The 26,346-nt window shown below is 70.4% G+C and carries 35 protein-coding genes; 17 read left to right on the top strand and 18 right to left on the bottom strand.

Annotation, left to right across the window (positions count from 1 at the left end):
- Positions 1 to 2: 2 nt before the first annotated feature.
- Positions 3 to 419 carry a cytochrome c oxidase subunit 4 gene (locus AVW09_RS05185; RefSeq protein ID WP_063256994.1) on the top strand — a complete coding sequence of 139 codons (417 nt, stop codon included), beginning with the start codon at positions 3 to 5 and terminating at the stop codon, positions 417 to 419.
- Positions 420 to 423: 4 nt separating this feature from the next.
- Positions 424 to 1,212 carry a PP2C family protein-serine/threonine phosphatase gene (locus AVW09_RS05190; protein WP_063256995.1) on the top strand — a complete coding sequence of 263 codons (789 nt, stop codon included), beginning with the start codon at positions 424 to 426 and terminating at the stop codon, positions 1,210 to 1,212.
- 116 nt (positions 1,213 to 1,328) lie between these two features.
- Here AVW09_RS05190 and AVW09_RS05195 read toward each other — a convergent pair whose 3' ends face one another.
- The 5 genes from AVW09_RS05195 to ctaE all read right to left on the bottom strand — a co-directional run bounded on the left by AVW09_RS05195 (position 1,329) and on the right by ctaE (position 6,289).
- Entirely contained in the window at positions 1,329 to 1,748 is a 420-nt protein-coding gene (locus AVW09_RS05195; RefSeq protein ID WP_063256996.1) for a rhodanese-like domain-containing protein, read from the bottom strand.
- A 147-nt stretch (positions 1,749 to 1,895) separates the two neighbouring features.
- The gene (gene qcrB, locus AVW09_RS05200; RefSeq protein WP_063256997.1) at positions 1,896 to 3,734 is read right to left on the bottom strand and encodes a cytochrome bc1 complex cytochrome b subunit; all 1,839 of its coding nucleotides are present in this window, start codon (positions 3,732 to 3,734) and stop codon (positions 1,896 to 1,898) included.
- Positions 3,731 to 4,789: a cytochrome bc1 complex Rieske iron-sulfur subunit gene (gene qcrA, locus AVW09_RS05205; RefSeq protein WP_063256998.1), complete on the bottom strand. Its 1,059-nt coding sequence runs from the start codon at positions 4,787 to 4,789 to the stop codon at positions 3,731 to 3,733. The genes qcrB and qcrA overlap by 4 nt, the downstream gene beginning before the upstream one ends.
- Before the next feature lie 39 nt (positions 4,790 to 4,828).
- Entirely contained in the window at positions 4,829 to 5,638 is an 810-nt protein-coding gene (gene qcrC, locus AVW09_RS05210) for a cytochrome bc1 complex diheme cytochrome c subunit (protein ID WP_022878542.1), read from the bottom strand.
- Between the two features lie 15 nt (positions 5,639 to 5,653).
- Positions 5,654 to 6,289, bottom strand: coding sequence for an aa3-type cytochrome oxidase subunit III (gene ctaE, locus AVW09_RS05215; protein ID WP_063256999.1), 636 nt, complete (start codon positions 6,287 to 6,289; stop codon positions 5,654 to 5,656).
- A gap of 169 nt (positions 6,290 to 6,458) precedes the next feature.
- Here ctaE and trpD point away from each other — a divergent pair, with 169 nt between their 5' ends.
- The gene (gene trpD / locus AVW09_RS05220) at positions 6,459 to 7,520 is read left to right on the top strand and encodes an anthranilate phosphoribosyltransferase (protein WP_063257000.1); all 1,062 of its coding nucleotides are present in this window, start codon (positions 6,459 to 6,461) and stop codon (positions 7,518 to 7,520) included.
- Positions 7,521 to 7,522: 2 nt separating this feature from the next.
- On the top strand, positions 7,523 to 8,515 hold the full coding sequence (locus AVW09_RS05225) for a PHP domain-containing protein (protein WP_082822825.1): 993 nt from the start codon (positions 7,523 to 7,525) through the stop codon (positions 8,513 to 8,515).
- Positions 8,516 to 8,517: 2 nt separating this feature from the next.
- On the opposite strand, the gene AVW09_RS05230 is transcribed toward AVW09_RS05225, so the two are convergent.
- The gene (locus AVW09_RS05230; RefSeq protein ID WP_063257002.1) at positions 8,518 to 9,444 is read right to left on the bottom strand and encodes a 5'-3' exonuclease; all 927 of its coding nucleotides are present in this window, start codon (positions 9,442 to 9,444) and stop codon (positions 8,518 to 8,520) included.
- A gap of 43 nt (positions 9,445 to 9,487) precedes the next feature.
- Between AVW09_RS05230 and AVW09_RS05235 the strand changes: the two genes are divergently transcribed.
- The 3 genes from AVW09_RS05235 to AVW09_RS05245 all read left to right on the top strand — a co-directional run bounded on the left by AVW09_RS05235 (position 9,488) and on the right by AVW09_RS05245 (position 11,018).
- The gene (locus AVW09_RS05235) at positions 9,488 to 9,886 is read left to right on the top strand and encodes a YchJ family protein (RefSeq protein ID WP_082822826.1); all 399 of its coding nucleotides are present in this window, start codon (positions 9,488 to 9,490) and stop codon (positions 9,884 to 9,886) included.
- 72 nt (positions 9,887 to 9,958) lie between these two features.
- Positions 9,959 to 10,342, top strand: coding sequence for a PPOX class F420-dependent oxidoreductase (locus AVW09_RS05240; protein WP_063257004.1), 384 nt, complete (start codon positions 9,959 to 9,961; stop codon positions 10,340 to 10,342).
- A gap of 1 nt (position 10,343) precedes the next feature.
- Positions 10,344 to 11,018, top strand: coding sequence for an SDR family oxidoreductase (locus AVW09_RS05245; RefSeq protein ID WP_063257005.1), 675 nt, complete (start codon positions 10,344 to 10,346; stop codon positions 11,016 to 11,018).
- Positions 11,019 to 11,030: 12 nt separating this feature from the next.
- On the opposite strand, the gene AVW09_RS05250 is transcribed toward AVW09_RS05245, so the two are convergent.
- From AVW09_RS05250 to AVW09_RS05260, 3 genes are read right to left on the bottom strand one after another with little or no spacing between them, the layout of a single operon-like run.
- Positions 11,031 to 11,690 (bottom strand): LON peptidase substrate-binding domain-containing protein, encoded by a 660-nt coding sequence (locus AVW09_RS05250; RefSeq protein WP_063257006.1) that lies wholly within the window; start codon positions 11,688 to 11,690, stop codon positions 11,031 to 11,033.
- Between the two features lie 50 nt (positions 11,691 to 11,740).
- Entirely contained in the window at positions 11,741 to 12,796 is a 1,056-nt protein-coding gene (locus tag AVW09_RS05255; protein ID WP_197462565.1) for an FUSC family protein, read from the bottom strand.
- 26 nt (positions 12,797 to 12,822) lie between these two features.
- A complete protein-coding gene (locus AVW09_RS05260) occupies positions 12,823 to 13,191 on the bottom strand; it encodes a winged helix-turn-helix transcriptional regulator (protein ID WP_063257007.1) in 369 nt (122 codons plus the stop codon).
- Between the two features lie 92 nt (positions 13,192 to 13,283).
- On the opposite strand from AVW09_RS05260, the gene AVW09_RS05265 reads away from it, so the two are divergent.
- Positions 13,284 to 14,141 carry an SDR family oxidoreductase gene (locus AVW09_RS05265; RefSeq protein ID WP_063257008.1) on the top strand — a complete coding sequence of 286 codons (858 nt, stop codon included), beginning with the start codon at positions 13,284 to 13,286 and terminating at the stop codon, positions 14,139 to 14,141.
- 18 nt (positions 14,142 to 14,159) lie between these two features.
- On the opposite strand, the gene AVW09_RS05270 is transcribed toward AVW09_RS05265, so the two are convergent.
- The gene (locus AVW09_RS05270) at positions 14,160 to 14,510 is read right to left on the bottom strand and encodes a DUF2834 domain-containing protein (RefSeq protein ID WP_063257009.1); all 351 of its coding nucleotides are present in this window, start codon (positions 14,508 to 14,510) and stop codon (positions 14,160 to 14,162) included.
- 75 nt (positions 14,511 to 14,585) lie between these two features.
- Here AVW09_RS05270 and AVW09_RS05275 point away from each other — a divergent pair, with 75 nt between their 5' ends.
- From AVW09_RS05275 to AVW09_RS05285, 3 genes are all read left to right on the top strand, one after another.
- Complete coding sequence (locus AVW09_RS05275; RefSeq protein ID WP_063257010.1) at positions 14,586 to 14,927, top strand: TraR/DksA family transcriptional regulator; 342 nt, start codon at positions 14,586 to 14,588, stop codon at positions 14,925 to 14,927.
- Between the two features lie 21 nt (positions 14,928 to 14,948).
- Positions 14,949 to 15,164: an SCO4848 family membrane protein gene (locus AVW09_RS05280; RefSeq protein ID WP_063257011.1), complete on the top strand. Its 216-nt coding sequence runs from the start codon at positions 14,949 to 14,951 to the stop codon at positions 15,162 to 15,164.
- Between the two features lie 111 nt (positions 15,165 to 15,275).
- Positions 15,276 to 16,523, top strand: coding sequence for an MFS transporter (locus AVW09_RS05285; protein ID WP_063257012.1), 1,248 nt, complete (start codon positions 15,276 to 15,278; stop codon positions 16,521 to 16,523).
- On the opposite strand, the gene AVW09_RS05290 is transcribed toward AVW09_RS05285, so the two are convergent.
- Complete coding sequence (locus AVW09_RS05290) at positions 16,478 to 17,236, bottom strand: YidC/Oxa1 family membrane protein insertase (RefSeq protein WP_063257013.1); 759 nt, start codon at positions 17,234 to 17,236, stop codon at positions 16,478 to 16,480. The genes AVW09_RS05285 and AVW09_RS05290 overlap by 46 nt on opposite strands.
- An 85-nt stretch (positions 17,237 to 17,321) precedes the next feature.
- Positions 17,322 to 17,609 carry a DUF6412 domain-containing protein gene (locus AVW09_RS05295; RefSeq protein ID WP_063257014.1) on the bottom strand — a complete coding sequence of 96 codons (288 nt, stop codon included), beginning with the start codon at positions 17,607 to 17,609 and terminating at the stop codon, positions 17,322 to 17,324.
- A gap of 65 nt (positions 17,610 to 17,674) precedes the next feature.
- Between AVW09_RS05295 and AVW09_RS05300 the strand changes: the two genes are divergently transcribed.
- Positions 17,675 to 18,184 carry a glycine cleavage system protein R gene (locus AVW09_RS05300; RefSeq protein ID WP_063257015.1) on the top strand — a complete coding sequence of 170 codons (510 nt, stop codon included), beginning with the start codon at positions 17,675 to 17,677 and terminating at the stop codon, positions 18,182 to 18,184.
- Here the strand turns inward: AVW09_RS05300 and AVW09_RS05305 are convergent.
- On the bottom strand, positions 18,168 to 18,557 hold the full coding sequence (locus tag AVW09_RS05305) for a DUF3054 domain-containing protein (protein ID WP_063257016.1): 390 nt from the start codon (positions 18,555 to 18,557) through the stop codon (positions 18,168 to 18,170). The genes AVW09_RS05300 and AVW09_RS05305 overlap by 17 nt on opposite strands.
- A gap of 124 nt (positions 18,558 to 18,681) precedes the next feature.
- Between AVW09_RS05305 and AVW09_RS05310 the strand changes: the two genes are divergently transcribed.
- Complete coding sequence (locus AVW09_RS05310) at positions 18,682 to 19,107, top strand: VanZ family protein (protein WP_063257017.1); 426 nt, start codon at positions 18,682 to 18,684, stop codon at positions 19,105 to 19,107.
- Here AVW09_RS05310 and AVW09_RS05315 read toward each other — a convergent pair.
- Both AVW09_RS05315 and AVW09_RS05320 read right to left on the bottom strand, forming a co-directional pair.
- Entirely contained in the window at positions 19,091 to 20,197 is a 1,107-nt protein-coding gene (locus tag AVW09_RS05315) for a sensor histidine kinase (RefSeq protein WP_063257018.1), read from the bottom strand. The genes AVW09_RS05310 and AVW09_RS05315 overlap by 17 nt on opposite strands.
- Positions 20,190 to 20,858 (bottom strand): response regulator transcription factor, encoded by a 669-nt coding sequence (locus AVW09_RS05320; protein ID WP_063257019.1) that lies wholly within the window; start codon positions 20,856 to 20,858, stop codon positions 20,190 to 20,192. Before AVW09_RS05320 ends, AVW09_RS05315 begins: the two co-directional genes overlap by 8 nt.
- Positions 20,859 to 20,909: 51 nt before the next feature.
- On the opposite strand from AVW09_RS05320, the gene AVW09_RS05325 reads away from it, so the two are divergent.
- Together AVW09_RS05325 and AVW09_RS05330 are read left to right on the top strand one after the other, a co-directional pair.
- The gene (locus tag AVW09_RS05325; RefSeq protein WP_063257020.1) at positions 20,910 to 21,413 is read left to right on the top strand and encodes a metallophosphoesterase family protein; all 504 of its coding nucleotides are present in this window, start codon (positions 20,910 to 20,912) and stop codon (positions 21,411 to 21,413) included.
- A 66-nt stretch (positions 21,414 to 21,479) separates the two neighbouring features.
- Positions 21,480 to 22,088 carry a M15 family metallopeptidase gene (locus AVW09_RS05330; RefSeq protein WP_063257021.1) on the top strand — a complete coding sequence of 203 codons (609 nt, stop codon included), beginning with the start codon at positions 21,480 to 21,482 and terminating at the stop codon, positions 22,086 to 22,088.
- 6 nt (positions 22,089 to 22,094) lie between these two features.
- Here the strand turns inward: AVW09_RS05330 and AVW09_RS05335 are convergent, their stop codons facing one another.
- Positions 22,095 to 23,222, bottom strand: coding sequence for a fatty acid desaturase family protein (locus AVW09_RS05335; protein WP_442922734.1), 1,128 nt, complete (start codon positions 23,220 to 23,222; stop codon positions 22,095 to 22,097).
- Between the two features lie 220 nt (positions 23,223 to 23,442).
- A complete protein-coding gene (locus tag AVW09_RS05340; RefSeq protein WP_026095524.1) occupies positions 23,443 to 23,646 on the bottom strand; it encodes a cold-shock protein in 204 nt (67 codons plus the stop codon).
- A gap of 777 nt (positions 23,647 to 24,423) precedes the next feature.
- On the opposite strand from AVW09_RS05340, the gene AVW09_RS17170 reads away from it, so the two are divergent.
- Positions 24,424 to 24,579: a DUF2256 domain-containing protein gene (locus AVW09_RS17170; protein ID WP_082822829.1), complete on the top strand. Its 156-nt coding sequence runs from the start codon at positions 24,424 to 24,426 to the stop codon at positions 24,577 to 24,579.
- Positions 24,576 to 26,018: a cryptochrome/photolyase family protein gene (locus tag AVW09_RS05345; protein WP_197462566.1), complete on the top strand. Its 1,443-nt coding sequence runs from the start codon at positions 24,576 to 24,578 to the stop codon at positions 26,016 to 26,018. The genes AVW09_RS17170 and AVW09_RS05345 overlap by 4 nt, the downstream gene beginning before the upstream one ends.
- Here AVW09_RS05345 and AVW09_RS05350 read toward each other — a convergent pair.
- Entirely contained in the window at positions 26,015 to 26,230 is a 216-nt protein-coding gene (locus tag AVW09_RS05350) for a DUF2945 domain-containing protein (protein WP_063257024.1), read from the bottom strand. The two genes, AVW09_RS05345 and AVW09_RS05350, sit on opposite strands and share 4 nt — an antisense overlap.
- Positions 26,231 to 26,346: the final 116 nt, after the last annotated feature.

Consider the following 26,346-nt stretch of genomic DNA (forward strand, 5'->3'; position numbering starts at 1 on the left):
CCATGCGTACCAATGTCGGACTCTGGTGGCTGCTCGCAGTCTTCGGTTTCTTCATCGCTGCCGTGTACACGTTCTGGAGCCTCATCCAGCACGGTGGCGTCGAGTGGGTCGGAACGATCGCCCTCGTCTTCCTCGGTCTGATGTCCTCGATGATCGCGTTCTACATCGGACGCGTGGTCAAGGCTCAGCGCGGCGAACTGCCGGAAGACTCGCTGACGGCGGACATCGATGACGGCGACCCCGAGATGGGCGAGTTCAGCCCGTGGTCGTGGTGGCCCATCGTGCTCGCCGGCTCGGCCGCGATCGCGGTCATCGGCCTCGCGGTCGGCAGCTGGCTCGTCCCGGTGGCCCTCGCGATCTTCGTGATCGCCATCACCGGCTGGGTCTACGAGTACTACCGCGGGTACTTCGCGCGCTGATCTCGTGCCCCTTCGGTTGAACACCGCCGCCGTCTCGGACGCCGGCGCGCACCGTCCCACCAACCAGGACGCCGCCTTCGCGGCGTCCTGGGGTGCGGCGGTCGCAGACGGCGTCGGGGGAGGCCCCTCGGGAGACCTGGCCTCCGCGGCGCTCGTCCACCGACTGGTCGCCACCCGCGGCTCGGGTCTCGACGCGGACGGCCTGCTGGTGCGGATCCGCGAGGCGAACTGGGACATCCGAGCCCACGTGGAGCGCGACCCGGCTCTCGAGGGCATGGCCACCACGTTCACCGGTGTCTTCCTCGGCGTCGGTCCGGAACTCCTGCTCGCCCACGCGGGAGACTCGCGCGCCTACCTCCTTCGCGACAGCGTGTTCGCGCGGCAGACGCGCGACGACTCCTACGTTCAGGCGCTCGTCGACCACGGCATCATCTCTGCCGAGGCGGCGGCGGCTCACCCCCGACGCAACATCATCACGGCGTCGCTCGGTGGCTCGGAGGGCGACGTCGTCTCCGTCGCCGCACATCCGTTGCGGGTCGGCGACCGCTGGGTCCTGTGCAGTGACGGCCTGACCGACTACGTTCCCGAAGCCGACGTCGCGCGCCTCATCGCCGAGGCGGAGGGTCCGCAGGCCGCGGCGGCTTCGGCGGTCGCGTTGGCGCTCGAGGCCGGCACGCGTGACAACGTGACGGTCGTCGTATGCGACGTCGTCGACGACGACGCCTCCGAGACGGAGCCGGTGTTCTTCGGCTCCGCTGCCCGCTGGTTCACCGAGGACGTCGAGACCGCCTGACAGCGGGACCCTTCCACGGCCACTCTGGCGGCCGCTAGGGTGCGTCTCTTGGAGAACGTGGGGTTCGAACGCCCAGTACTTCTCTGAGGGCGTCCATCGAGCTATGGCGCGCGGCCTTACACCTCTGCGTGGCTACGAACGACCATGACCGTCGGATCGAACACCCGCTTCAGCGGTCCTTGGTCGTTCTCGTACGGCTGACCCTCACGCACCCAGTACTCGTACCCGCCGATCATCTCTCGCACCTGGTAGCCCAGCCGAGCGAACTCGAGCGCGCCCTTTTGACCCGCATTGCAGCCGGGGCTCCAGCAGTAGACGACGATCGGCACGTCGCGGTCGAGCTCGCGGGGCGCGCGGTCGGCGATCTGCCGGTACGGCATGTGGATGGCGCCGGTGATGCGGCCCTGGCTCCACGCATCGTCGCCACGGACGTCGACCAGCACGAACTCGTCGCCGGCGCGCTGCGCGGCATACACGTCGGACGGGTCGGTCTCGATGGCGAGCCGGGTGGCGAAGTAGGTCTGTGCGTCGGTCATGCGTTCACGCTAGGCCCTCGGACGTGCGCGGGGGAGAGGGAGGGATGCCACGGACCCACGGCATCCTGCCAGGTCGGCGATCAGCACGACGCGAGCACGAAAGAGCCCCGGTGCCGTGCGGCACCGGGGCTCTTGTCGAGGCGAACGTTACTCGCTCTTGTCGCTCTCGGAGCGGTTGTCGTCGCGCAGACCCTTGGGGGTCGGGAACTCGACCTCGACGCGCTCACCGACGGCGTTGTGCGGACGCCCCTCGGCGTCGGCCCGAGCGTCGGCGCCGGCGATCTCGTCGGCCTCTTCGTGGTCGATGTGGTCGAGCTCGTGGTGCTGGTGCGCCACAGCGGCATCCAGCTCCGCCTGGGTGAGCGGGGTGAGACGGTCCTCGAAGAACCAGCGCGACACGGAGGCGCGGAAGTTCTGGAGAGCCGAGATCTGGCCCTTGGCGTTCGGTCGCACGACGAGCGGCTCGTACGTCTCGTTGTCGACCAGCTTCCAGCGCTCGTACTCGTCGACGGGCTGGTGCACCTCGATGTACTCGCCACCGGGGAGGCGGACGATGCGGCCGGACTCGTACCCGTGCAGAGCGATCTCGCGGTCCTTCTTCTGGAGCGCGATGCAGATGCGCTTCGTGACGAAGTAGGCGATGATCGGCCCCACGATCAGGAGGACCTGGAGCGTGTGGATGACACCCTCCATCGTGAGCTTGAAGTGCGTGGCCACGATGTCGGACGACGCCGCCGCCCACATCACCGCGTAGAACGTGACACCCGCGGCACCGATCGCCGTGCGGGTGGCGGCGTTGCGGGGACGCTGAGCGATGTGGTGCTCACGCTTGTCACCCGTGATCCACGCCTCGATGAAGGGGTAGATCAGGACGACGACGATGAACAGGCCGAGCACACCCACGGGGATGATGATGTTCCACGACCAGGTGTGGCCCCAGAGCACGAACTCGAGGTGCGGCGGGATCAGACGGAGCATGCCGTCGGCGAAGCCGATGTACCAGTCGGGCTGGGTACCGGCCGACACCGGGGACGGGTCGTACGGGCCGTAGTTCCAGATGGGGTTGATCGTCACGAGTGCGGCGATCAGGACGATGACACCGAACGTGATGAAGAAGAAGCCGCCCATCTTGGACGCGTAGACCGGGAGTATCGGGTAGCCCACGACGTTGCTGTTCGTGCGGGCCGGGCCGGCGAACTGCGTGTGCTTGTTGATGATCATCAGCATGAGGTGCACGGCCAGGAGCGCGACGAGGATCGCCGGGAGCAGCAGGATGTGCAGCGTGTACAGGCGCCCGACGATCGCGGTGCCCGGGAACTCCCCACCGAAGAGAAGGAAGGAGGTCCAGGTGCCGATCAGCGGGAGGCCCTTGATCATGCCGTCGATGATGCGGAGACCGTTACCCGAGAGCAGATCGTCGGGGAGCGAGTACCCGGTGAAGCCCTCGGCCATCGCGAGGATGAAGAGGATGAAGCCGACGACCCAGTTCAGCTCGCGCGGCTTGCGGAACGCACCCGTGAAGAACACGCGCAGCATGTGGACGCCGATGCCGGCCACGAAGACCAGCGCGGCCCAGTGGTGGATCTGGCGGACCAGCAGGCCACCGCGAAGGTCGAACGAGATGTGCAGGGCCGACTCCATGGCCGCCGACATCGCGATACCGCGCATCGGCTCGTACGCACCGTTGTAATGCGTCTCGACCATCGAGGCCTGGAAGAAGAACGTCAGGAACGTGCCGGACAGGAGCACGACGACGAAGCTCCACAGCGCGATCTCGCCGAGCATGAACGACCAGTGGTCGGGGAAGATCTTGCGGCCGAGCTCCTTGACGATGCCCGAGATACTCGTGCGCTCGTCGAGGTAGTTCGCCGCAGCACCGACGAATCGGCCACCGAGCGGCTTGCCGTTGAGGTCGGCCTTCGGGGGTCCCGAGTAGACCGCCGGTTCGGTGGTCACGTTCTCCGTGGGGTGGGTGGCGGTGCTCATGAGCGCTCCCAGAAGCTGGGGCCGACGGGCTCTTCGAAGTCACTCTGCGCGACGAGGTAGCCCTCGGCGTCGACCGTGATGGGGAGCTGCGGCAGGGGACGGGCTGCCGGGCCGAAGATGACGGCCGCGCCGTTGGCGACGTCGAACTGCGACTGGTGGCAGGGGCACAGGAGATGGTGGGTCTGCTGCTCGTACAGGGCCACGGGGCAACCGACGTGCGTGCACACCTTGGAGTACGCGACGATGCCGTCGTACGTCCAGTCCATGCGGTTGGTCTCGGGGTTCAGCTGGTCGGGCTGCAGACGCATGAGCAGCACGATCGCCTTCGCCTTCTCCTCGAGGTAGCCCTCGTCGTGACCGACGCCGGCGAGCTCTTCGGGGATGACGTGGAAGGCCGAGCCGAGCGTGACATCCGCAGCGCGGATCGGGCGACCGGACGGGTCGTGCGCGAGACGCATTCCGCTCTTCCACATAGTGTGGCTGAGGAGCTTGACCGGGTCGGCATCCTGAGGAGCCAGACCACGGAACAGCGTGATGCCGGGGATGACCGAGGCCAGCAGGGCCGCGAACAACGAGTTGCGGATGATCTCGCGACGCCCGAAGCCGGAGTCCTTTTCGGCCTCGACGAAGACGTTGACCGCACCCTCGCGGGTGGTGTCGCGGCCACGCGTGGCGTGACGGTCCTCGATGTGCTCCTTGTCGGACATCACGGCCTTGGACCAGTGGATCGCACCGATACCGATCGCGAGCAGCGCGAACGCGATGCCCAGACCGATGAAGAGGTTGTTGTAGCGGATGTCGATCAGCGCGCCCGACTCGATCGGGAAGATCATGTAGGCGATGCTCGCCCAGATGCTTGCGGCGACCGAGAAGTAGAACAGCGTGTAGACCGTGCGCACCGCACGCTTCATCGCCTGCGGGTCCTGGTCGGTCATCCGCTGGCGGTGCCCCGGGAGGCCGGGGTTCTGCACGGGGTCGGGAACCGCGACGGCGAGCCCGGAGCCGGGCTTCCATGAAGCCCTCTCGTGCTCGAGTGCGTCTTCCTCGTGTGCCATGGTGCTCCTCGTACGTTTACGTAATGTCGATGACGACGATCAGTTGGACTTCGCCGTGATCCACACGGTGAGCGCGATGAGCGCTCCGATGCCGAAGATCCAGATGAACAGACCCTCCGAGACCGGACCGAGCGATCCGAGAGCGTAGCCGCCGGGGGACTCGGACTTCTGAAGGAACATCAGGTACGAGATGACGTCGCGCTTGTCTTCGGGCGTGAGGTTGAGGTCGTTGAAGACCGGCATGTTCTGCGGGCCCGTGACCATCGCCGCGTACATGTTGACCGGGGTGACCGAGTGCAGGTCGGGGGCCCACTTGCCCTCGGTGAGTGCGCCACCGGCACCGGCCACGTTGTGGCACATGGCGCAGTTGATGCGGAACAGCTCGGCACCGTGCGAGACGTCACCCTGACCGTCGACGATCTCGTCGGACGGGTAGGTCGGGCCGGGAGCCGCGGACTGGACGTAGGCGGCGATCGCATTGATCTGCTCGTCGGTGAACTGCACCGGCTTCTGCGGAGCCTGCGGGCCCTGTGCCTGCAAAGGCATGCGGCCTGTCGACACCTGGAAGTGCACGGCGAGCTCGCCGACACCGAACAGGGACGGACCCTGCTGGCTGCCCTGGAGGTCGAGGCCGTGGCAGGTGGCGCAGTTCGCCTGGAAGAGCTTTTTGCCCTCGTCGACCGTGCTGGCCGAGTTCGAGGCGCTCGTGGGCGTATCGGTGGCTGCCATTGCCGCCGACGCACCGGCGTAGATGCCGCCCGTGAGCAGCAGACCGATGCCGATCAGCGCGGCGGCGGCCAGGGGGCTACGGCGTCCGTTGGAGCGACGCGGCTTCTTCTCTCGTGCCATGTGGGTACAGCTCTCTTACTTCAGGAAGTAGATGACGAAGAACAGCGCGATCCAGACGACGTCGACGAAGTGCCAGTAGTAGGACACGACGATCGACGTGGTCATCTCTTTGCGACCGAAGTTCTTCACGGCGTAGGCGCGGCCGATGACGAGGAGGAAGGCGATGAGGCCACCCGTCACGTGCAGGGCGTGGAAGCCGGTGGTCAGGTAGAAGGCCGAAGCGTAGGGGTTGGCGCTGATGGGCATGCCCTCGGTCACCAGGGTCGCGTACTCCCACACCTGACCCGACACGAAGACCGCGCCGAGGATGAAGGTGAGGTAGAACCACTCCACCATGCCCCAGCGCTGCCAGAAGCTGTTGGTCTTGACCGTGTACGGCTGGTACCGCTCGGCGGCGAAGACGCCCATCTGACACGTGACCGACGACATCACGAGGATGAACGTGTTCACGCCGGCGAAGGGGACGTTGAGCAGCTGCGTCTCTTCGGCCCAGAGGGGCGCGGACGTGCTGCGCAGAGTGAAGTAGATCGCGAACAGGCCGGCGAAGAACATGACCTCGCTGCCCAGCCACACGATGGTGCCGACGGCGACCGGATCGGGTCGCTTCACGGCGCGCACGGCCTGGGAATACGTCGCTGGTGTCGTCACCATCCCATTATGCGCGATCCTGCGCAGCGATATTCCCACCGCCCGCCTGAGATATTCCATCATCGAGACTTAGGGAAGCCTTAGAAACCACAAGGAATCCCCGGTGCGGAACGGGTTCCCGCGGGGCCGCGGACGACACGGCGCGACACGCCGGATATGGAAGGATCGTGGCATGGCGGAACGCTTCACCTGGCCCGATCTGCTCACCTCGCTGCTGCAGGATCACGACCTCAGCGTGTCGGAGTCGACGTGGGCCATGCGCCGTGTCATGGCGGGCGAGGCGACCCCCTCGCAGCTGGCGGGATTCCTCATCGCGCTGCGCGCCAAGGGCGAGACCGTCGAGGAGATCATCGGGTTCCGCGACGCGATCCTCGAGGCCGCGGTCCCGCTGCCGGTTCGCGCGGAGGTGCTCGACATCGTCGGTACCGGCGGAGACCGGTACGGAACGGTGAACGTCTCGACGATGGCGGCCGTGGTGGCGGCGGCATCCGGAGTCCCGGTCGTCAAGCACGGCAACCGCGCCGCGAGCTCGGCATCCGGATCCTCCGACGTGTTGTCGTCGCTGGGGATCGCGCTGACGCTCGACCCGCAAGCGGTCGCGGAGACGCTTGATCGCACGGGGATCACGTTCGCGTTCGCCGCCGCTTTCCACCCCGGCTTCCGCCATGCCGCGGCGACGCGGGCCGAGTTGGGCGTGCCGACGGTGTTCAACTTCCTCGGTCCGCTCTGCAACCCGGCGCGCGCCGAGGCCAACGCGGTCGGCGTCGCACACCTCGACCGGGTGCCGTTGATCACGGGCGTCTTCCGCACGCGTGGCGCGACCGCGCTCGTGTTCCGTGGGGACGACGGTCTCGACGAACTGACCACCACCGGACACAGCCGCGTGTGGGAGATCAGCCGGGGAGACGTGCACGAGCACAATCTGGATCCCCGGGATCTCGGCATCCCGCTCGCCGACATCGACGACCTGCTCGGTGGCACGCCCGATCACAACGCCGCCGTCGTGCGGCGCACGCTCGCCGGCGAGACCGGCCCCGTGCGCGACATCGTGCTGCTGAACGCCGCGGCCGGAATCGTCTCGTACCGGCTGTTCCAGGATGCCGGTGAGGTGCAGCGTCCGATCCTGGAGCGTCTCGCGGAGGCGATGTCCGACGCGGCGGCGGCCGTGGACGACGGACGCGCGCTGGCCAAGCTCGACGACTGGGTCGCGGCGACGCAGGACCTGGCGGGCTGAGCGTGCACCCGCTCGACGCGCTCACCGAGATCGCGTACCTGCTCGAGCGGGAGAGGTCGTCGCGCTACAAGTCGAAGGCGTTCCGCACGGCGGCTGCGGCCATCGAGGGGCTGAGCGACGAAGAACTGCGCGACCCGGGACTGCGACGGCGTCCGGGCATCGGGGATTCGACCTACGCGGTGATCCGCGAGGCGCTCGACGGCGGTGTGCCGGAACGGTTGGCGACGCTCCGGGCGGAGGCGGGCCTCGGCGGCGGGGGAGCGCTGCGGGCCGCGCTCCGCGGCGACCTCCACAGCCACAGCGACTGGTCCGACGGTCTGACGCCGATCGAGCCGATGGTGGAGGCCGCGCGGCGGCTCGGTCACGAGTACCTCGCCCTCACCGACCACTCACCGCGTCTGACCGTCGCGAACGGTCTGTCACCCGAGCGGCTCCGCTCTCAGATCGAGGTCGTCCGCGGATTCTCCGACGACGCGTTCACCCTGCTGACGGGCATCGAGGTCGACATCCTCGACGACGGTGATCTCGACCAGGAGGACGCGCTCCTGCGCGAACTCGATGTGGTCGTGGCATCCGTCCATTCGAAGCTGCGCATGGAGGCGCCGGCGATGACGCGGCGGCTCGTGGCAGCCGCGGGTGATCCGCGGGTGGACGTGCTCGGTCACGTCACGGGGCGGCTCGTCGAGGGCGCGCGGGGAACGCGTCCACCGTCCGAGTTCGATGCGCGGGCGGTGTTCGCCGCGTGCGCGGCGTCGGGGGTCGCGGTCGAGATCAATTCGCGGCCGGAGCGTCAGGATCCGCCGGACGACCTTCTCGCGCTGGCCCTCGCGGAGGGATGCCTGTTCTCGATCGACTCCGACGCGCACGCGCCCGGGCAGCTCTCGCTGCTCGACCATGGGGCGGCGCGCGCGGAAGCGGCCGGTGTACCCGCCGAGCGGATCATCACGACATGGCCGCTTCCGCGGCTGCGGGAGTGGCTCGCGCGCGAGCGCTGAGGTCAGGCGCGCAGCGCGGCCAGTGCCCGGGTCATCGACGTACCGAGGTTCCAGCGCGTGGCGAGCTCGGTGGCGGCCTCCGCGCGGGCGTCGTCCACGGCGATGCAGTCGTCGGCGGGCGCGAGGTCGAGGTCGCGCACGACCCGGACGACGGTCGGCGCGACGTCGAGGTAGTCCGCGGCGGCCAGGATCTTGGCCCGCTGCGCGGGGGAGCCCACCGTGCTCTCCGCCGCGGCGGCCCGGATGCCGGCGAGGTCGCCGCCCGCAGTCAGGAGCGCAGCCGCGGACTTCTCGCCGATGCCCGGCACACCCGGGAGGCCGTCGGACGGGTCGCCGCGCAGCGCCGCGAAATCGGCGTACTGCGCCGCACGGATGCCGTAGCGGGCCTGGACGGCCGCGTCGTCGATGATCTCGAGGTTGCTCATTCCCCGAGCCGTATAGATCACGCGGATGCCACGGTCGTCGTCGACGAGCTGGAAGAGATCGCGGTCGCCGGTGACGATGTCGACGGGCACGTCCGCGCGTGTGGCGAGGGTTCCGATCACGTCATCGGCCTCGTGCTCGGGCGCCCCGATGATCGCGAGGCCGAGCGTCTCCAGAGTTTCGCGGATCAGCGGGATCTGCGCCGTCAGCGCCTCCGGCACCTCCTCGACGTCCGGCGCGCCGTCCACTGCCTCGACGACCCGATGAGCCTTGTAGGTGGGGAGGAGGTCGACGCGCCAACCCGGGCGCCAGTCGTCGTCCCAGCAGGCGACGAGCCGCGTCGGCTCGTACGTGGTCACGAGCTTCGCGATGATGTCGAGCAGTCCCCGCACGGCGTTGACGGACGTGCCGTCGTCGGCCTTGACCTTGTCGGGCACGCCGTAGAAGGCGCGGAAATAGAGCGACGCGGTGTCGAGGAGGAGCAGCTTTTCCGGACGGGATGCCATGTGCTCAGGGTAGTGATGCCGTCGGGGAACCTAGAGTGACGGAATGTCCTTCGGCGTGCGATCCCCTCGACCGGCGGCCTCGGCGCCGTGCCCGTGCGGGCGCGCGGCGTTCGGCGAGTGCTGCGGGCCGCTCCTCGACGGTGCCGCCGCGCCGTCGGCGGAACGGCTCATGCGGTCGCGGTACACCGCGTTCGCGCTCGGCGACGCGAACCACCTCGCGCGGACGTGGCATCCACGGACCCGCCCTGACGAGGTCGACCTCGACGACGGCACGGTGTGGGAGGGGCTCGTCGTCGAGGAGGCGGGAGAGGACGGCGATGCCGCGACGGTGACGTTCCGCGCGTCCTGGCGGCGCGGCGCGGAGCGGGGCGTGCTGGCGGAGCGGAGCCGGTTCGTCCGCCGGGGCGGGCGCTGGGTGTACGTCGACGGCGACGTCGGTTGACGCGTCAAGCCCCGAGGGCGTGTCGGAGGGGGTGCGTAGGCTCGCGAAGCAACACCCGACGAGAGGACACGCATGATCCCCGATGCGCTTCGCGACCTGCTCGAGAACCCGAACTACGGTGCGCTGGGCACCGTCCGTCCCGATGGCACGGTCCAGGTCAACCCGATGTGGTTCGAGTTCGACGGCGAGCACGTGCTCTTCACGCACACGACGACCCGGCAGAAGTACCGCAACCTGCAGGCGAATCCGTCGATGAGCTTCATGGTCTTCGACCCCGACCAGCCGTACCGCTACATCGAAGTGCGGGGACGGCTGGTGGACGAGGTCCCCGATCCCGAGGGGGCGTTCTACGTCCGCCTCGGTCAGCGCTATGGCAACGCGGGACAGCAGCCGCCGCCGGATCGCGCGAACCGCGTGATCCTGAAGATGTCGGTCGAGAAGGTCGGAGGTCAGTGACATGGAACGCATCGTGATCATCGGAGGGCACGGCAAGGTCGCGCTGCACCTCGCGGGTCTCCTGGCGGAGCGCGGGGACGAGGCGGTCTCGATCGTCCGCAACCCGGACCATCGGGCCGACGTGGAGGCCGCGGGCGGGCACCCGCTCGTCCTCGACGTCGAGAAGGCGGACGTCGACGCGCTCGCGGACGCCTTCGACGGCGCCGACGCGGTGGTGTGGTCGGCCGGCGCGGGCGGGGGATCGGCCGAACGCACGTACGCGGTCGACCGGGATGCCGCGCAGCGCGCGGTGGACGCGGCGGCGAAGGCCGGCATTCGTCGATTCGTGATGGTCTCGTGGATCGGGTCGACACCGGATCACGGCATCCCAAAAGACGATCCGTTCTTCGCGTATGCCGACGCCAAACTCGCGGCCGACGACCACCTGCGCGCGAGCGACCTCGATTGGACGATCCTCGGTCCCGGGACGCTCACGCTCGACCCACCGACGGGGCGCATCACGACCGCGCCACAGGGCAAGGGCGAGGTCGGGCGCGCGGACGTCGCCGCGGTGATCGCCGCGACCCTCGTGCAGTCGGCGACGATCGGCCGGTTCATCCGCTTCGGCTCGGGCGACACGCTCATCCCCGAGGCGCTCGTGGCCGATCCGGAGCTCGACGCCGACCCCGAGTCCTGAGGTCAGGACGGCTCAGTCGTCCTCGGCGTTGTCATCGGGATCGTCCACGACCACGATGACGCCGTCGGGAATGGGGTCTCCGAGCAGCGGTTCGGCGGCGAGCGTGAGGTCGATCGTCGCGCGCAGCAGCCCGCCCATCGTGGCCGAGCGCAGCAGCTCCATCTGGTCGAGTTCGCCCAGCGGCGCGATGGCCGCCACCTGCCAGGCGCGTTCGAGGGGGTCGTCCGACAGCTCGACTTCGGGGTCCCAGCGGGTGGTGCCGTACTCCCGCGCGCGACCGAGGACCCGCCGGACCACGCCTTCGGCCTCGTCGAGCAGGGGCTCCAACGCCTCGTTCCACTCCAGCTCGGGAAGGGGCCGCACCTCGGCCCGCGGATACGGGGCGTCGTCGAGCCATTCGACGATCTCGAATCGCTCGGCACCCCGTGCGACGATCGACATCTGGCCGGCCTGCGGCACGACGTGGCTGAGCCGCGCCATCGTCCCAAGGGCGAAGCGCTGGTCTCCGCCGCCGGTCTCGACACCGCGCTCGATGAGCACGACACCGAACTCCGGGTCCACTTCGTCCAGCAGCATGCCGAGCATCACGAGGTAGCGCTCCTCGAAGATCCTCAACGCGAGGGGCGTGTGCGGGAAGAGAACGGCTCCCAACGGGAACATCGCGGTACCCATGCCGACCAGTCAACCAGCGCTGCGGCGGGCGAGGGTCGTCGGCGTCGGGTTCACGCGGGATCTTCGCTCAGCGTCTCGTGGATGCGATGGAGATCCATCAGCAGCGAGCCGATGAGCACCCAGTGCTCGGCCGACGGCGTGCGGATCTGGAGCGGGCGCGTCAGCGCGGGTTCCTCGGTGACCGCGGCACGCTCGGTGTCGGGCTCGAGGTGGAAATCGAGACGCACGTCGTGGGCGGCGCGGTGCAGCTGCTCGGCGATCGCGCGCACCGACGGGTCCTCGACGATCGAGGACGTGTACCCGTCGTACACCGCGCGGGTCATCCCGACGGTCTGCGTGACGACGGGGGTGAAGCGATCGAGCCGCGCCTGCATTTCGGCGAGGTCGGCGCGGTGACGCGAGCTGCGGGGGTTGAGGGACAGCGAGTCGGCGCCGTCGCGTATCGCGTCGGCCGCGGCATCCCGAACCGGCCGGAGCAGGCGCGCCTCGAGCAGGAGCCCCTCGAGGGCCTCGCGCGTCTGCGGCGTCTCGAGGGCGTCGGCGAGACGCTCGAGCGCCGCCGCGAGTTCGCGGCCCAGGATGTCGACCTTGGACCGGGCATCGGGCACGAGCACGGGCGGGACGAGGGCGGTGTTCACCAGGATGCCGATGATCGCGCCGATCACCGTCTCGAGGACGCGGTCGAGGGCGTAGTTCGGGGTCGCCGTTCCGAGGGCCAGGACCAGCACCGCGCTGATCGCGACCTGGTTCGTCGCGCCGGGCGACATGCGCAGCGCCCACGCCACGACGAGCGACACCGCGCCCGCGAGCAGGATGACCCACGTCGGCGAGCCGAGGAGGATGCCGAGCACCGAGGCGATCACGACGCCGACGATCACGCCGACGCTGCGCTCGACCGCGCGCGTGAACGACTGGTTGATGCTGGGCTGGACCACGAGCACCGCGGCGATCGCGGCGAAGATCGGGGGTGGGCCCGGCACGAGGAGGTCGGCCACGACCCAGGCCGCGATCATCGCGACCGCCGTCTTGGCCACCTGCAGGAACGGCCCCCGGCGCGGGGCGCGGAAACTCAGGCTTTCACGCGGGAGTCGCAGCGGGAGGCGCATGAAACGAGCGTAGGGCGCGGTGACGTTCAGGCCGGTCGCTCCACCATCGTGGCGGCATGATCGGCGACCCACGCCATGAGCGGAAGCACATGCGTCATGAGGTCGGCTCCGAGGTCGGTCAGGGCGTACTCGACCCGCGGTGGCACCTCGGGGTAGGCCGTGCGCCGGACGAGGCCGTCGGTCTCCAGCGTCTTCAGGGTGCTCGCGAGCATCTTCTCACTGATCCCGGAGATGTTCCGGCGGAGTTCGCCCCAGCGCTGCGTCCCGTCGGACAGCGCGACGAGGACGAGCACGCCCCATTTGCCCATCACATGGTCGAGAACCGTCCGGGTCGGGCATCCGTCCGAAAACGTTCCCGGCCGCTCGGCCCGCATTTCCGCAAGACTCACCATCACGCCAGTACCTAACTCCAAAGTGGGTACCGACATTCCGGAATGTGTCTCGAACGGGCGCGTTGGTTTGGGCGTACCGACCGAAAGGACACACCATGACCCTCCTCGTCTCCGCCGCCAACGGCCACCTCGGACGCCACGTCCTCGACGCTCTGATCGAGCGCGGGGTCCCGGCATCCGACATCGTCGCCGGCGTCCGCACCCCCGCCAAGGCCGACGACGTCGCCGCCCGCGGCATCCGCGTGGTCGAGTTCGACTACTCCTGGCCCGAGACCCTGACCGCCGGGCTCGAGGGCGTCACGCGCGTCCTGCTCATCTCGGGCACCGACCCCGACCGCGCCACCGGCCACCGCAACGTCGTCGAGGCCGCGCGGGCCGCGGGCGTCGAGCGTCTCGTCTACACCAGCGCGCCGCGCGTCGACGAGGTCGAGTACGCCCTGGGCGCGGATCACCTCGCGACGGAGCGCGCGATCGCCGAGTCGGGAATGACCGCCACGATCCTCCGCAACAACTGGTACACCGAGAACTACCTCGACGCCGTCTCGCGTGCGGCGGAGTCCGGCGTCATCGTCGCCGCGGCCGGGGAGGGACGGGTCGCCAGCGCGAACCGTCGCGACTACGCCGAAGCCGCCGCCGTCGCCCTGACGACCGACGACCTGGCGGGCCAGACGCTCGAGCTCGCGGGCGACGTGACGTGGACGTACGACGAGCTCGCCGCTGCGGCTTCCGAGGTGCTCGGGCGCGAGGTCGTCTACCAGTCGGTGACGCTCGAGCAGCTGACCGCGGGCCTGCAGCAGGCGGGCCTGGATGCCGGGACCGCGGCGTTCGTCGCCGGCATCGACGACGCGATCGCCCGCGGCGCGCTGTCGCAGACCGACGGCACCCTCGCCCGCGTCATCGGCCACCCGACCACGCCGCTGGTCGACGGTCTGCGCGCCGCGCTCGGCCGCTGACCCCGGTCCGGCCCGGGCTCACGCACTCGCGCGGGCCCGGGCCGTCAGCCTCCGTTCGCGCATCGCGAGGAACAGCGGGAACGTGAAGGCGAACGCGGTCAGCCCGGACAGCACGACGTACAGCCACGCGTGCCGCATGCCGAGGCGCCGAGCCTCCACGAGTAGGAAGATGCTTCCGGCCACCGCCACGACGAGCAGGTCGACGGTGATCGACGACACCGCCGGGCCGCTGGTCACGAGGTCGCCGAGGAAATCCGCCATCTGCACCACGGCCAGGACGTTGAAGGTCCAGGTTCCGACGAGTCCGAGCAACGACAGCACGAGGAACGCGATCGACAGCGGGGTCCAGTGCTTGGTGAGGTCAGCCATGGAACGATCGTGGCGGTCCACCCGCCCCCGATCCAGCCCCGCCCCGGTGTCGGAGCCCCGCGCTACCGTCGGGGGATGGATGCCACCCGAGCCACCGCGCTCCTCGACGAGCTCGACCGGGCCGTCGAGCGGCGTCTCCGGCACCTGACCGCCGATGCCGACAGCCTGCGGCACGATCGGGCGGATGCCACGGCCGACGACGAGCACGACCCCGAGGGGTCGACGCTGTCGGGGGAGTGGGCGCACGTCGACGCTCTGGCCCGCGAAGCGCGCGCGGAGCGGGACGAGATCCGCGCGGCGCGGGAGCGCGTGGCATCCGGGACCTTCGGGGTGTGCGAGGTGTGCGGCCGTCCCATCGCGGAGGCACGCCTGGAGGCGCGGCCGACGGCGCGACGGTGCATCGCCTGCGCGACCTGAACCCCCGCGTAGGCTCGGAGGGTGGAACCGCTGCTCATCGTCCTGCTCTTCGCCAACGCCGTCTTCAACGCGGTCGTGTGGCCCCGGTTCTACCCGCGGATCGCGAAGGACCCCCGGGCGCGGGATGCCGCGGGCAAGCCGACCCCGTTCCTCATCGTGCACACGGTGCTCATCGCGATCGCCCTCGTGCTCGCGCTCGCGTCGGTGATCGCCGCGATCGCGGCGATCGTCTCCTGAGCCGCTCGCGCGGCGCTTCTGTAGAATGAAGGGGCGGGTTCGCCCGTCGCACCTCGTGCATCTACCTACCGGACCGGCAAGGCGGCACCGCCCCCTGCCCCGGAGATCCTCATGCACCACCCTGCCCCGACCGTCGCGCACCGCTCGCTGATCCACCACACGGGGTTCTGGTTCTTCCCCGTCGCGTTCGTCGCGCGACTCCCGTTCGCGATGATGACGGTCGGCGTGCTGGCGCTCGTCGTCGCGGTGCGCGGTTCCGTCGCGCTCGGCGGACTCACGTCGGCCGCCGTCGGTATCGGCGTCGTCGTGGCGGGGCCGATCCTGGGCGACCTCGCCGACCGGTTCGGGCAGTCGCGCGTGCTCGTTCCCACGGGCCTGGCCAACGGCATCCTGCTCGCTCTCTTCCCGGTCGTCGTGGGCTCGCCGATCGGCGACGGCTTCGTGCTCGCCGCCGCGGTGGCGATCGGCCTCACGGGTCCGCAGACGGCGGCGATGTCGCGGAGCCGCGTCATGGCGTTGATCGGCGACCGGGTCGCCCCCGACCGCCGGGAGCGCACGTTCTCTCGCGCCATGGCCTACGAGTCCGCGGCCGACGAGACCGCGTTCGTCGTCGGCCCGTTCGTCGTGGGTGTGCTCGCGGCGGTTCTCGCGCCGTGGGCGCCGATCGTCGCCGCCGCGGTCCTCAGCCTCATCTTCGTCACGGCCTTCGCGCTGCACCCGACGGGTCGCGTGGTACCCGTCGCGGCCGAGCGCGGGGCGATGGCACCCGCGCGCGAACTGCTCCGGCCGCGGATCCTCATGCTCGTCGTGGCTGTCATCGGCGTGGGCGCGTTCTTCGGCTCGACGCTCACCTCGCTCACCGCGTTCATGGAAGCGCGGGGAGCCGCCGAGGCCGGCGCCCTGCTGTACGGCGTGATGGGCGTCGGTTCGGCGGTGCTCGCGCTCGCGGTCGCGGTGCTCCCCGCTCGGTTCTCGCTGCGGTGGCGGCTCGTGACGTTCGCGATCCTGCTCTTCGCCTCGGCGGGGGCGTACTCGGTCGGCGGGTCGGTCGTCACCGTGACGGCGGTGCTGTGCCTCATGGGCGTCGGTGTGGGCCCGTCGCTCGTGACGCTGTTCAGCCTCGCGGGACACCGAGCCCCGGCCGGGCGCACCGCCACGACGATGACGGTGCTCGCCTCGGCGCTGACCCTCGCGCAGGCGCTGTCGTCCGCGGTCACCGGTGCCGTCGCCGAGCGCGTGTCGGTCGAGACGGCGATGCTGTTCCCCGCGGGGGCGGCACTGATCGTGCTCGCCATGGCCGCGGTCAACCTCGTTCACGCGGGCCGGTGGGATGCCGCCCGCCCGTCGTCGATCGGATAGATCCGCCGCAGGACCAAGCGCTGCCCGAACGTCCACAGCGTCGTCACCGCGAGGTAGAGCCCCGCGGCGAGCGGGACGAACAGCGCGACGACCGCGGTGGTGAAGGGCAGGACCGCCGTCATCACGACGACGGCGCGCGGGGTCGCCGGATCGAACGGCGGGCGCAGGAAGCGGCGCGTGAGTTCGCCCGCACCGGCGATCACGGCGACGAGGATCCCGAGGAGCAGCACGGTCGTGGCATCCGCGCCCCCTCCGGTGACGGCGGCGAGGAGGCTCGTGCCGAGCGGGACGCCGGCGAGTTGCTGCGTGAGCAGGGCGTTGGCGTGTCCCGCCACCGTCGGATGCAGGAACACGGCGTAGAGCAGCCCGACGACGGGCGCTTGCGCCAGGACGGGGAGGCATCCCGCGAACGGGGAGACGCCCGCGTCCCGGTACAGCTGCATGGTTTCGCGCTGGAGGCGTTCGGGGTTCTTGCCCCAGCGTTCGCGCAGCACGCGCAAGCGCGGGGCGAGCCGCGCGCGGTCGCGTTCCGCGCGGGCCTGCGACACCCCGACGGGGATGAGCACGGCGCGGACGACGAGGGTCACGAGCACCACGGCGAGCGCGGCCGCCGCGGCACCCGCGAGCGGGGTGAGGAAGGACGTAAGAGCCAGGAGGCCCTGGGTGGTCAGGTCGAGCAGGGCCGCGAGCGGCGGCAGGGCGAAGAAATCCAAGGAAGTGTCCGTTCGTGGAAGCGATCAGGGCGTGATCGGCCACGAAGGGAGGCCACCGCGGCGCCGTCGAGGGCGCGGGGGCGTGCTACGCGGCCGCGGCCGCGCGTCCGGGAGCTCGCGGGCGCGGGTGGCCGGCGGCGTCGGGATCGCTCTGTGCGAGCGGAGCGGAGGGGTCGATGGGGCGCGTCGCCGCGACCGGCGGGGAGCCGGACAGGAGCCGGAACACTACCACGGCGATCGCGACGGTGAGCACGACCGCGGCCGCCAGCGCGAGGGCCAGCAGCGGAGCGGGCGACGACCCGCCATCGGGGACGAGCGCGAGCTCCGCGGCGACGAGCAGGAGGTTCAGTGCGCTGAGGAAGGACGCGATCATTCCGTGCCCCCTCTCGCCGGTCCAGCCCTCACGCTACCAGCGGCCCGGTGGCTACGCTTTCGAGCATGATGACTCTCGTGATCACCGTGGTGGGCGACGACCGCGCCGGGCTCGTGGCATCCCTCGCCGACATCGTCGACGCGCACGGCGGCAACTGGGAGACGAGCGAGCTCGCGGAACTGGCCGGCGCGTTCGCCGGAATCGTCGAGGTGTCGGTGGCGCCCGATCGCGCCGACGACCTCCGGGCCGCGCTCGAAGCCGCGGCCGGCACGCTGCGCGTCACGGTGCACGGTCCGGCGCCCGTGGCGACGAACCCGGCCCGCACCGTCGCGTTGACGGTGATGGGCAACGACCGTCCGGGGATCGTGCGGGAGATCACCGGGGCGCTGAACGCCCGCGGCGCCAGCATCGCGCGCATGTCGACCGAGACGACGGATGCCGCGATGGCGGGCGGTCGCCTGTTCGAGGCGTCGGTCACCGCGACGCTGCCCGAGGGCGGCCGGGTCGACGAGCTGGTGGAGGACCTTCAGGGTCTCGCGGCGGAGATCCAGGTCGACGTCACGCTGATCGACTGACCCGCAGGCGCGCGACGAGCGCCGCGATCGCGCGCCACCCGACGAGGAACAGCAGCAGGGTGATTCCCGCGACGATGACGAACGCCACCGCGACGCCCTGACCGCTCAGCGCCCGGAGCAGCATTCCGGCGACGAGCGTGACGGCCCACACGGGCAGTCCGGTCCGGAGCGGCGCGGCGGGACGCCGCCAGCCGAGGCTCACGACCCAGCCGAGCAGGAGCCCCGCGAGGAAGGGCCACGCGGTCGTGGCGAGGCCCGATCCGCCCGGGCCGAGGATGCCGCCGTCGTGGGTCGCCCGCCCGATGGCGGCGAACACCACCACGAGCACGACATCGAGGAGCAGGGCGAGGAAGGCTGCGCGGCGGATCGTCACGCTCCATCCTCGCACCCGCGGGTCGCCCGCCCGGCCGCCGTGTATCGCGGACGTATCGGTTCGTGCAGACGGTGGGACAACGTCGCGCGCGATCCGATGGAGTCTTCCGATCCTTGGAGGCCAGATGTCCGCCCGTCCCGCTCCGACGTTCACCGTCGGTCGCATTCTCGCCGCCACCTTCGCCGTCGCCGCGGTCGCCGGGCTCACCCTGGCCCCGCGGTCGTGGGCCTGGCCCGCGCGCTCGTGGGCACTCGAAGCCGTCGCGCTCCTGCCGACGCGGTGGGCCGACTTCCTGCTCGGCGGCGACGCGGATCGAGCGCTGAACATCGTGATCTTCGTCCCGCTGGGGGCCGCGATCGCCGCGCTGCTCCCGCTGCGCTGGGTGCCGGCATCCGTGGGGGTGGGGTTCGCGATCTCGTGCGCCGTCGAGATCGCTCAGACGGTCATTCCCGGTCGTGTCCCCGACGTCGCCGACATCGTCGCCAACACCGCGGGAGCGCTCGTGGGCACCGTGCTCGTCCTGGCCGTGAGGCTCATCGCGCGGCTGTGAACGAGGCGCGACGCGGGAGGTGAAGGCGCGCCCGCAGCCCACCGTCCTCGCGCGGCCACAGCTCGAGGAGTCCGCCGTGCGCCCGCGCGATCGACACGACGATGGCGAGTCCCAGCCCCGCGCCGTCGCGGGATCCGCGGGCGCGGCCCGCACCGCGGACGAAGGGTTCCGGCAGCGTTGCCACCAGCTCGCGCGTCAGGAGCGGGCCGGAGTTCTCGACCTCGACGACGACGGCGGTCGCCGTCCCGCGCACGTCCACCCGCACCCACCCGCCCGGGACGTTGTGCACGACGGAGTTGCGAACGAGGTTCGCCACGGCCTGGCGGACGAGCAGCTCGTCGCCCTCGACCGGGTCGCTCGTCGAGGTCGTGACCGCGAACTCGACGTGGGCGCCCGCTTCCGCGTCGCGCTCCTCCTCGACCACGGCCGTGGCGACGGCGGCGACGTCGACCGGTCCCGGGCCGACGCCCCCGCGCCGCCCCACGCGCGCGAGGGTCAGCAGGGCCTCCGTGAGGCGGATCGCGCGCTCGTTCGTGGCCTCGAGGCGGGGGAGGAGGACGGCGAGGTCGACGCCGCCCGGGTCGGCGCGCGCGACTTCCAGCAGAGTCCGCGTCGTCGCGAGCGGCGTCCGCAGTTCGTGCGACGCGTTGGCCGCGAACCGCTGCTGCTCCTCGAGGGTCTCGCTCAGGCGCGCGATCATCGCGTCGAGCGTGTCGGCCAGATCGGTGAGCTCGTCGCGACGCCCGGGCAGGTCGACCCGCTGCCCGAGGTCACCGTCGCGCACCGCGCCCGCGGCATCCGTGATCCGCGTGAGCGGCCGCAGCATGATCCCGGCGACGATCCACCCGCCGCCGAGGCCCACGACCGCGAGGCCGGCGACGGTCCACCACGCGTAACGGACGAACGCCGCGATGAGGTCGCGCCGGGCGGGAGTGAACTCGCCGCTGTCGGCGAAGAGGTTGCCGTCGGGGAGGAAGCGCAGGACGAGGAACCCGAGCGTGAAGACCGCGATGCCGACGAGCACGACGAAGACCGCGTAGCTGAGCGTGAGCTTCACCCGGACGGACAGACCTGGCGGACGCTCACGCATCCGCGGGCCCCATGCGATACCCGACGCCCGCGACCGTCTGGATGAGCCAGGGTTCGCCGAGGCGCTTGCGCAGCGTGGAGATCGTGATGCGCACCGCATTGGTGAAGGGGTCGGCGTTCTCGTCCCACGCCCGCTCGAGGAGAGCCTCGGCGCTGACGACCCCGCCGGCGGCGGTCATGAGCACCTCCAGGACGGCGAACTGCTTGCGGGTGAGCGCGACGTAGTGACCGTCGCGGAAGACCTCGCGGCGGAACGGATCCAGACGGATGCCGTGCTGCTCGAGGACCGGAGGCGTCGCGGCCGTGCGGCGGCGCTCGAGCGCCCGCAGGCGCAGCACCAGTTCCCGCAGCACGAACGGCTTGGTCAGGTAGTCGTCCGCGCCGCTCGCGAAGCCGGTGACCTTGTCGTCCAGGCGATCGGCGGCGGTGAGCATGAGCACCCGCGGCGCGCCGGGCTGCCCGGAGAGGTGCCGGGCGATCTCGTCGCCGTTCGGGCCCGGGATGTCGCGGTCCAGGACGACCACGTCGTAGCCGGTGTGGCTCAGGCGCTCCAGGGCGGTGTCGCCGTCCCCGGCGATGTCGGCGGCGATCGCCTCGAGCCGCAGTCCGTCGCGGATCGCTTCGGCGAGGAAGGGCTCGTCCTCGACGATCAGCACGCGCATCCCGTCATCGTAGGCGCGCCGATGTATCGCGAGTGTATGTAGCGTGGCGGGATGGCGACCCGCGTGCTCCTCGTGGCCGACACCCACGTTCCGAAGCGGGCGCGGCACCTGCCCCGCGAGCTCCTGCTCACGGCGGCCGAGGTCGATCTGATCGTCCACGCCGGCGACTGGGTGGATGTCGACGTTCTCGACGGCCTTAGCGCTCTCGCGCCGGTGCTGGGCGTGTGGGGCAACAACGACGGAGCGGCTCTCCGCGCGCGACTGCCCGAGGTCGCCCGCGCCGAGATCGACGGGGTCCGCATCGCGGTGATCCACGAGACCGGTCCGGCCGCGGGTCGCGAGAAACGGATGGATGCCACCTTCCCGGACGTGGGTCTCCTCGTGTTCGGGCACAGCCACATCCCGTGGGACACGGTGACGCCGGGCGGGCTCCGCCTCCTCAATCCGGGGTCGCCGACCGACCGGCGCCGCCAGCCCGACTGCACCCTCATGACCGCCACGCTCGCCGGCGGCGTCGTCCACGACGTCCGCCTCCGCGCGGTGTCGCGGGACTGAGGCGTATCGCCGGCATATCCTCGCCCGGATACGCGCTGGCAACGCGGCCCGGACTCGACTGGGGGCGTGAGTACCTCGGCATCCCTTCTCGCCCGTCACCTCCGTCGACGTCGGATCGCCCTGCTCGCCGGGTGCGGCCTGGCGATCGTGGTCCTCGCCGCGGTGCTCTTCCTCGCGGCGTCGACGACGATGTCGGGCTTCACGGCGCGCATCCTGGCGGGAGCGGCGGCGCCGCCGACCGCGGACGACGGGGTGATCGACGCCGACGCTCCGCTGACCGTCGACGACCACGACCACCCCGCGATGACCCGGCTCGACCCCGCACTGCGGGACGCGCTGCGGGCGGCGCAGGCCGCCGCCTCGGCGGACGGGATCACGTTCGACGTCACGAGCGGGTGGCGCAGCGACGCCTACCAGCGGTGGCTCCTGACCGATGCCATCCGCACGTACGGGAGCCGGGAGATCGCGGAGCAGTACGTCGCCGCGCCCGAGGTCTCGAGTCACGTCACCGGTCACGCCGTCGACATCGGCCCGCTCGACGCGCAGCTCTGGCTCGCCGACCACGGACGCGAGTGGGGACTGTGCCAGACCTACGCGAACGAACGCTGGCACTTCGAGCGGGCGACGGATGCCGGGGGAGAGTGCCCCACCCCGCATCTCGACGCCCGCGGCTGACCCGCGTCAGACGCGTCGCGCCGCCGAGGTCAGCGGGCACTCGAACGGATCGCGCGCGGCGAGTCCCACTCGGTTCAGGTACGCGATGACGATCCCGTACGACTGGAGGAGCGTCGTCTCGACGTACGGCACCTGCAGCGTCTGGCAGTGCTCGCGCACGATCTCCCGCGCGCGGCTGAGGTACGGCCGCGGCATGTTCGGGAACAGGTGGTGCTCGATCTGGTAGTTGAGGCCGCCCATGAGCCAGGTCGCCCACCAGCCACCCGAGATGTTGCGGGACGTGCGCACCTGCTTGCTGAAGAAGTCGAGCTTCGCGCCCGGCGCGATGACGGCCATGCCCTTGTGGTTGGGGGCGAACGACGCGCCCATGTACACGCCGAACACGGCGAGCTGCACACCGAGGAACGCGAACGCCATCCCCAGCGGGAGGAACACGAACACCGGGGCGACGAAGAGAGCCATGCGGAGGGCGAGGAGGCCCAGCTCGGTCCAGCGTCCCTTGATCTCGCCGCGGGAGACGAGGTGGCGGATCGCCAGCGCGTGGAGGTTCAGGCCCTCGAGCGTGAGGAGGGGGAAGAACAGCCAGCCCTGCCGCTGGGTGATCCAGCGCTGGATGCCGCGAGCCCTGGCGGCATCCTCGTCGAGGAACGAGATGGTGTCGATCTCGATGTCGGGGTCCTTGCCGACGCGGTTGGGGTTGGCATGGTGGCGGGTGTGCTTGGTGGCCCACCACGACTGGCTCATGCCGACGACGCCGTTCCCGATCCACAGCGCGAGGCGGTCGTTGGCCCGCCCCGACGCGAAGATCTGGCGGTGGTTCGCCTCGTGCGCGAGGAAGGCGACCTGGGTGAACAGGATGCCGAGGGCCGCGGCGATGAGGAGCTGGAACCAGCTGTCACCGAGGAGGACGAAGCCGGTGATCGCCCCGCCGAAGCCGAGGACGATGGCCGCGCCGACGAGGGAGTAGAAGACGGGGGTGCGGGCCAGGAACCCGCTCTCGCGGACGACCTGCGAGAGTTCCGTGTAGGCCTTGGCGATCGGGGGGAATTCGGTGGTGCCGGAATAGGTCTGACGGACGGGGCCGAGTCGGGACTCGACGATGGTGGAGGCGATGAAGATGCTCCTCGCGATGATGACCGAAGTCGGGAACCGAGGCGTTTACCCGGGCTGAGGCTCACACTACGGGGGAGTCCATAAGCGTGTCGGTATACGCCCTCATGCACGGCATATTCACCGGAACCCGGTACCTCGCGGACACCGCTGCATCGTTCGCCGGGTATCGCGTTGCGTGAACGCGGCGAAGGCCGGGCGGCCGCCGAAGCGGCCCTCCCGGCCTTCGCTGAGGAGCGTGAGCTCAGAGGGGGCGGATGTTCGCCGCCTGCATGCCCTTGGGGCCCTGCTCAGCGTCGAATTCGACCTTCTGTGCTTCCTGCAGCTCCTTGAAGCCATTGCCCTGGATCGCGCTGAAGTGCGCGAACAGGTCGGCCGAGCCGTCGTCGGGTGCGATGAACCCGTAGCCCTTCTCGGAGTTGAACCATTTCACGGTGCCAGTGGCCATCGTGTTCTTCCTTTTTCTTCGTGGGCCGCGATTGCGGCCGGGTGCGCCGCTCCGACGCATGCGGAGCGGACGGGGACGCCGCGCGACCGGGAGGGTCGTGCGAACGCGGTGGACGTCGACGGCGGACTGGGCCGCTGCGACGGAGTCGTGGATGCCGAGATCTTCACCGCGCGCCCCCTGGGCTTCGAAGCCCGAGGGGGCGGCGCCGACGAAACCGGCGTACGCCGAATCGACCGTCGCGACGAACACGTCGAGATCGGCCTGGCGCCACGACAGAGGCGGGGGGAGGAGAGGAGACACGCGAACTTTCCGCGGCCGATGGGCGACCGGGGGTCGCGCCCACGCAGACCGCGCGGAGATGAGGAGGGAGTGGCATCGATCACGGCTCGGTGCCGTGCGCCCGGCATCTCAGCGATGAGGCGGACGTCGATGAAGCTAATCCCAGAACGAATACTCCACGGTAGCACGGATGGCCCCCGCGGCCTACGGGCACAACGCGGGGCCCGACCGCACCGTGCGCCGTCGGGCCGGAATCGCCGCGACCTCAGCCGCCGGAGGGGTTGTCGATGGGCGCGTCGTCGTCATCCGTGCCGTCGGGGATCTCGGGGAGGTCGGCCGTCTCGAGCTCGTCGGGCTGGTCGGCGGTGTCAGGTGTGGAGGTCATGGCATCCACTCGACCAACGATCGCGGGCGGGCGCAGGTCCCTTGCGCGAGAGCGGTCGGTGTGCACGGCGCAAGCCCCCGATCCGGACCGCACCCCGCTGGCACCATGACGCCATGTCACGACCTCCGCTGCGCACCAAGCCGTGCGCCTACTGCGGCCGCCCGTTCTCCGATCGCAAGCGCTGGAGTGGGCGCGACCAGTGGGACGAGGTCCTGTACTGCTCGCGCGGATGCCGCGCGAACGCGGCGAAGCAGCGGCGGCGCGCGTGAGGGCGGCGCTGATCCTCGCGACGCAGCAGTTCGCGGAGCATCCGGCGTTCGCCGACGACGGCGTGGAGGAGTTCTTCTTCATCGAGTCCGCGCCGCGCTTCGCGAAGCTGCCCTACCACCGGCACAAGATCGTGCTGCTGCTCTCCGCGATGCGGCACACGGCAGCGCGGCTCGAGGCCGAGGGACGGACCGTGCGGCGCATCGCGCTGTCCGACGACCTCACGTTCCGCGCGGGTCTCGAGCGCCTGCTGGAGAAGCACGGCGTGACCGAGCTGACATGGATGAGCGACCCCAACCGGCCGGTCGACGAGCGCATCGCGGCGATCTGCGCCGCCCAGGGCGTGGAGACGGACATCCTCCCCGACGGCCTGTTCCTCACCCCGGAAGAGGAGGTCGACGGGTGGTTCGCGGAGCACCCCACGCCGGTGATGGAGGACTTCTATCACTGGCAGCGTCGGCGCACCGGCATCCTGATGGAGGGCGGGAAGCCCACGGGTCGCCGATGGAACTTCGACGCCGACAACCGCAAGCCGCTGCCGAAGAAGGGCGTCGAGATCCCGGCGCTGCCGACGCTCGCGCACGACGACATCACCGCCGCCGTCATCGCCGAGGTCGACGACCGCTTCCCCGAGCACCCCGGTGCCGCGACGGACTTCTGGCTCCCGGTCACGCCGGAGGACGCCCGCGCGTGGCTCGACGTCTTCGTCGCCGAGCGTCTGGGCGACTTCGGCCGGTACGAGGACGCCATGAAGGCCGACGAGCCGTTCCTCTTCCACGCGGTGATCTCGCCCATGCTCAACATCGGGCTGCTCACCGTCGGGGAGGTGATCGCCGCGGTCACGCGGACCGCCGCGCCGCTGGCATCCATCGAGGGGTTCGTCCGCCAGGTGATCGGCTGGCGCGAGTACATGCGCGGGATGTACCGGGCGCACCCGAAGCTCGAGCGGGTGAATGCGCTGCACCTGGAGGGACGCGTCGAGAAGTACTGGTACTCCGGGAAACGGATGCCGTCCGATCTGCCGGTGCCGGTGCGAACGGTGCTCGACCGCGTGCATCGGTGGGGGTACGCGCACCACATCGAGCGGCTCATGGTGCTCGGCAACTGGTTCCTGCTGCAGGGGTATGCCCCGCGGGAGGTGAACGCGTGGTTCCTCGCGCTGTTCGTCGACGCGTACGACTGGGTGATGGTGCCCAATGTCATGGGCATGAGCCAGTTCGCCGACGGCGGCTTCGTCGCCACCAAGCCGTACGTGTCGGGCGGGGCGTACCTGCAGAAGATGGGGTCGTGGTGGCCGTCGGCTCAGGATGCCAAGGACTCGGTGTTCACCGACGCGTATTGGGCATTCCTCGAGCGGCATGAAGACGTGCTCGCGGGCAACCACCGGCTGTCCCTCGCGCTCGCGCAGATGCGCAAGCGGAGGGACGCGGCCGGTTCCTAGCCCTTCAGCTTGTTCAGCGCCGAGCCCTTGTGGGCGGCGGTGGCGTCGGTCTTCTCCGACTTCACGATGTAGGCCGGCTCGTCCTCGGATGCCGTGAACTTCTGGCCGTCGTGCTGGAAGTCCTTCGTCTTCTTCTCCACGACCTCACCCTGCGTGCGGCCCTGGGGCGTGTCCCAGCTGACGCGGTCGCCCTTCGACAGATCCTTCGACATGTCATTCCTTCCGTTCGGTCTCGCCATGGTCGCGAGCCGTACCGGAGCGGAGCCGGGGATTGACAGCCGCCGGACGGTACGCGTTCGGGACGGCGAGCGCAATGCCTCGTCGGGTC

Origin of the sequence: Microbacterium sp. T32 (assembly GCF_001619615.1) — a bacterium.
In the GTDB taxonomy this organism is placed as follows: domain Bacteria; phylum Actinomycetota; class Actinomycetes; order Actinomycetales; family Microbacteriaceae; genus Microbacterium.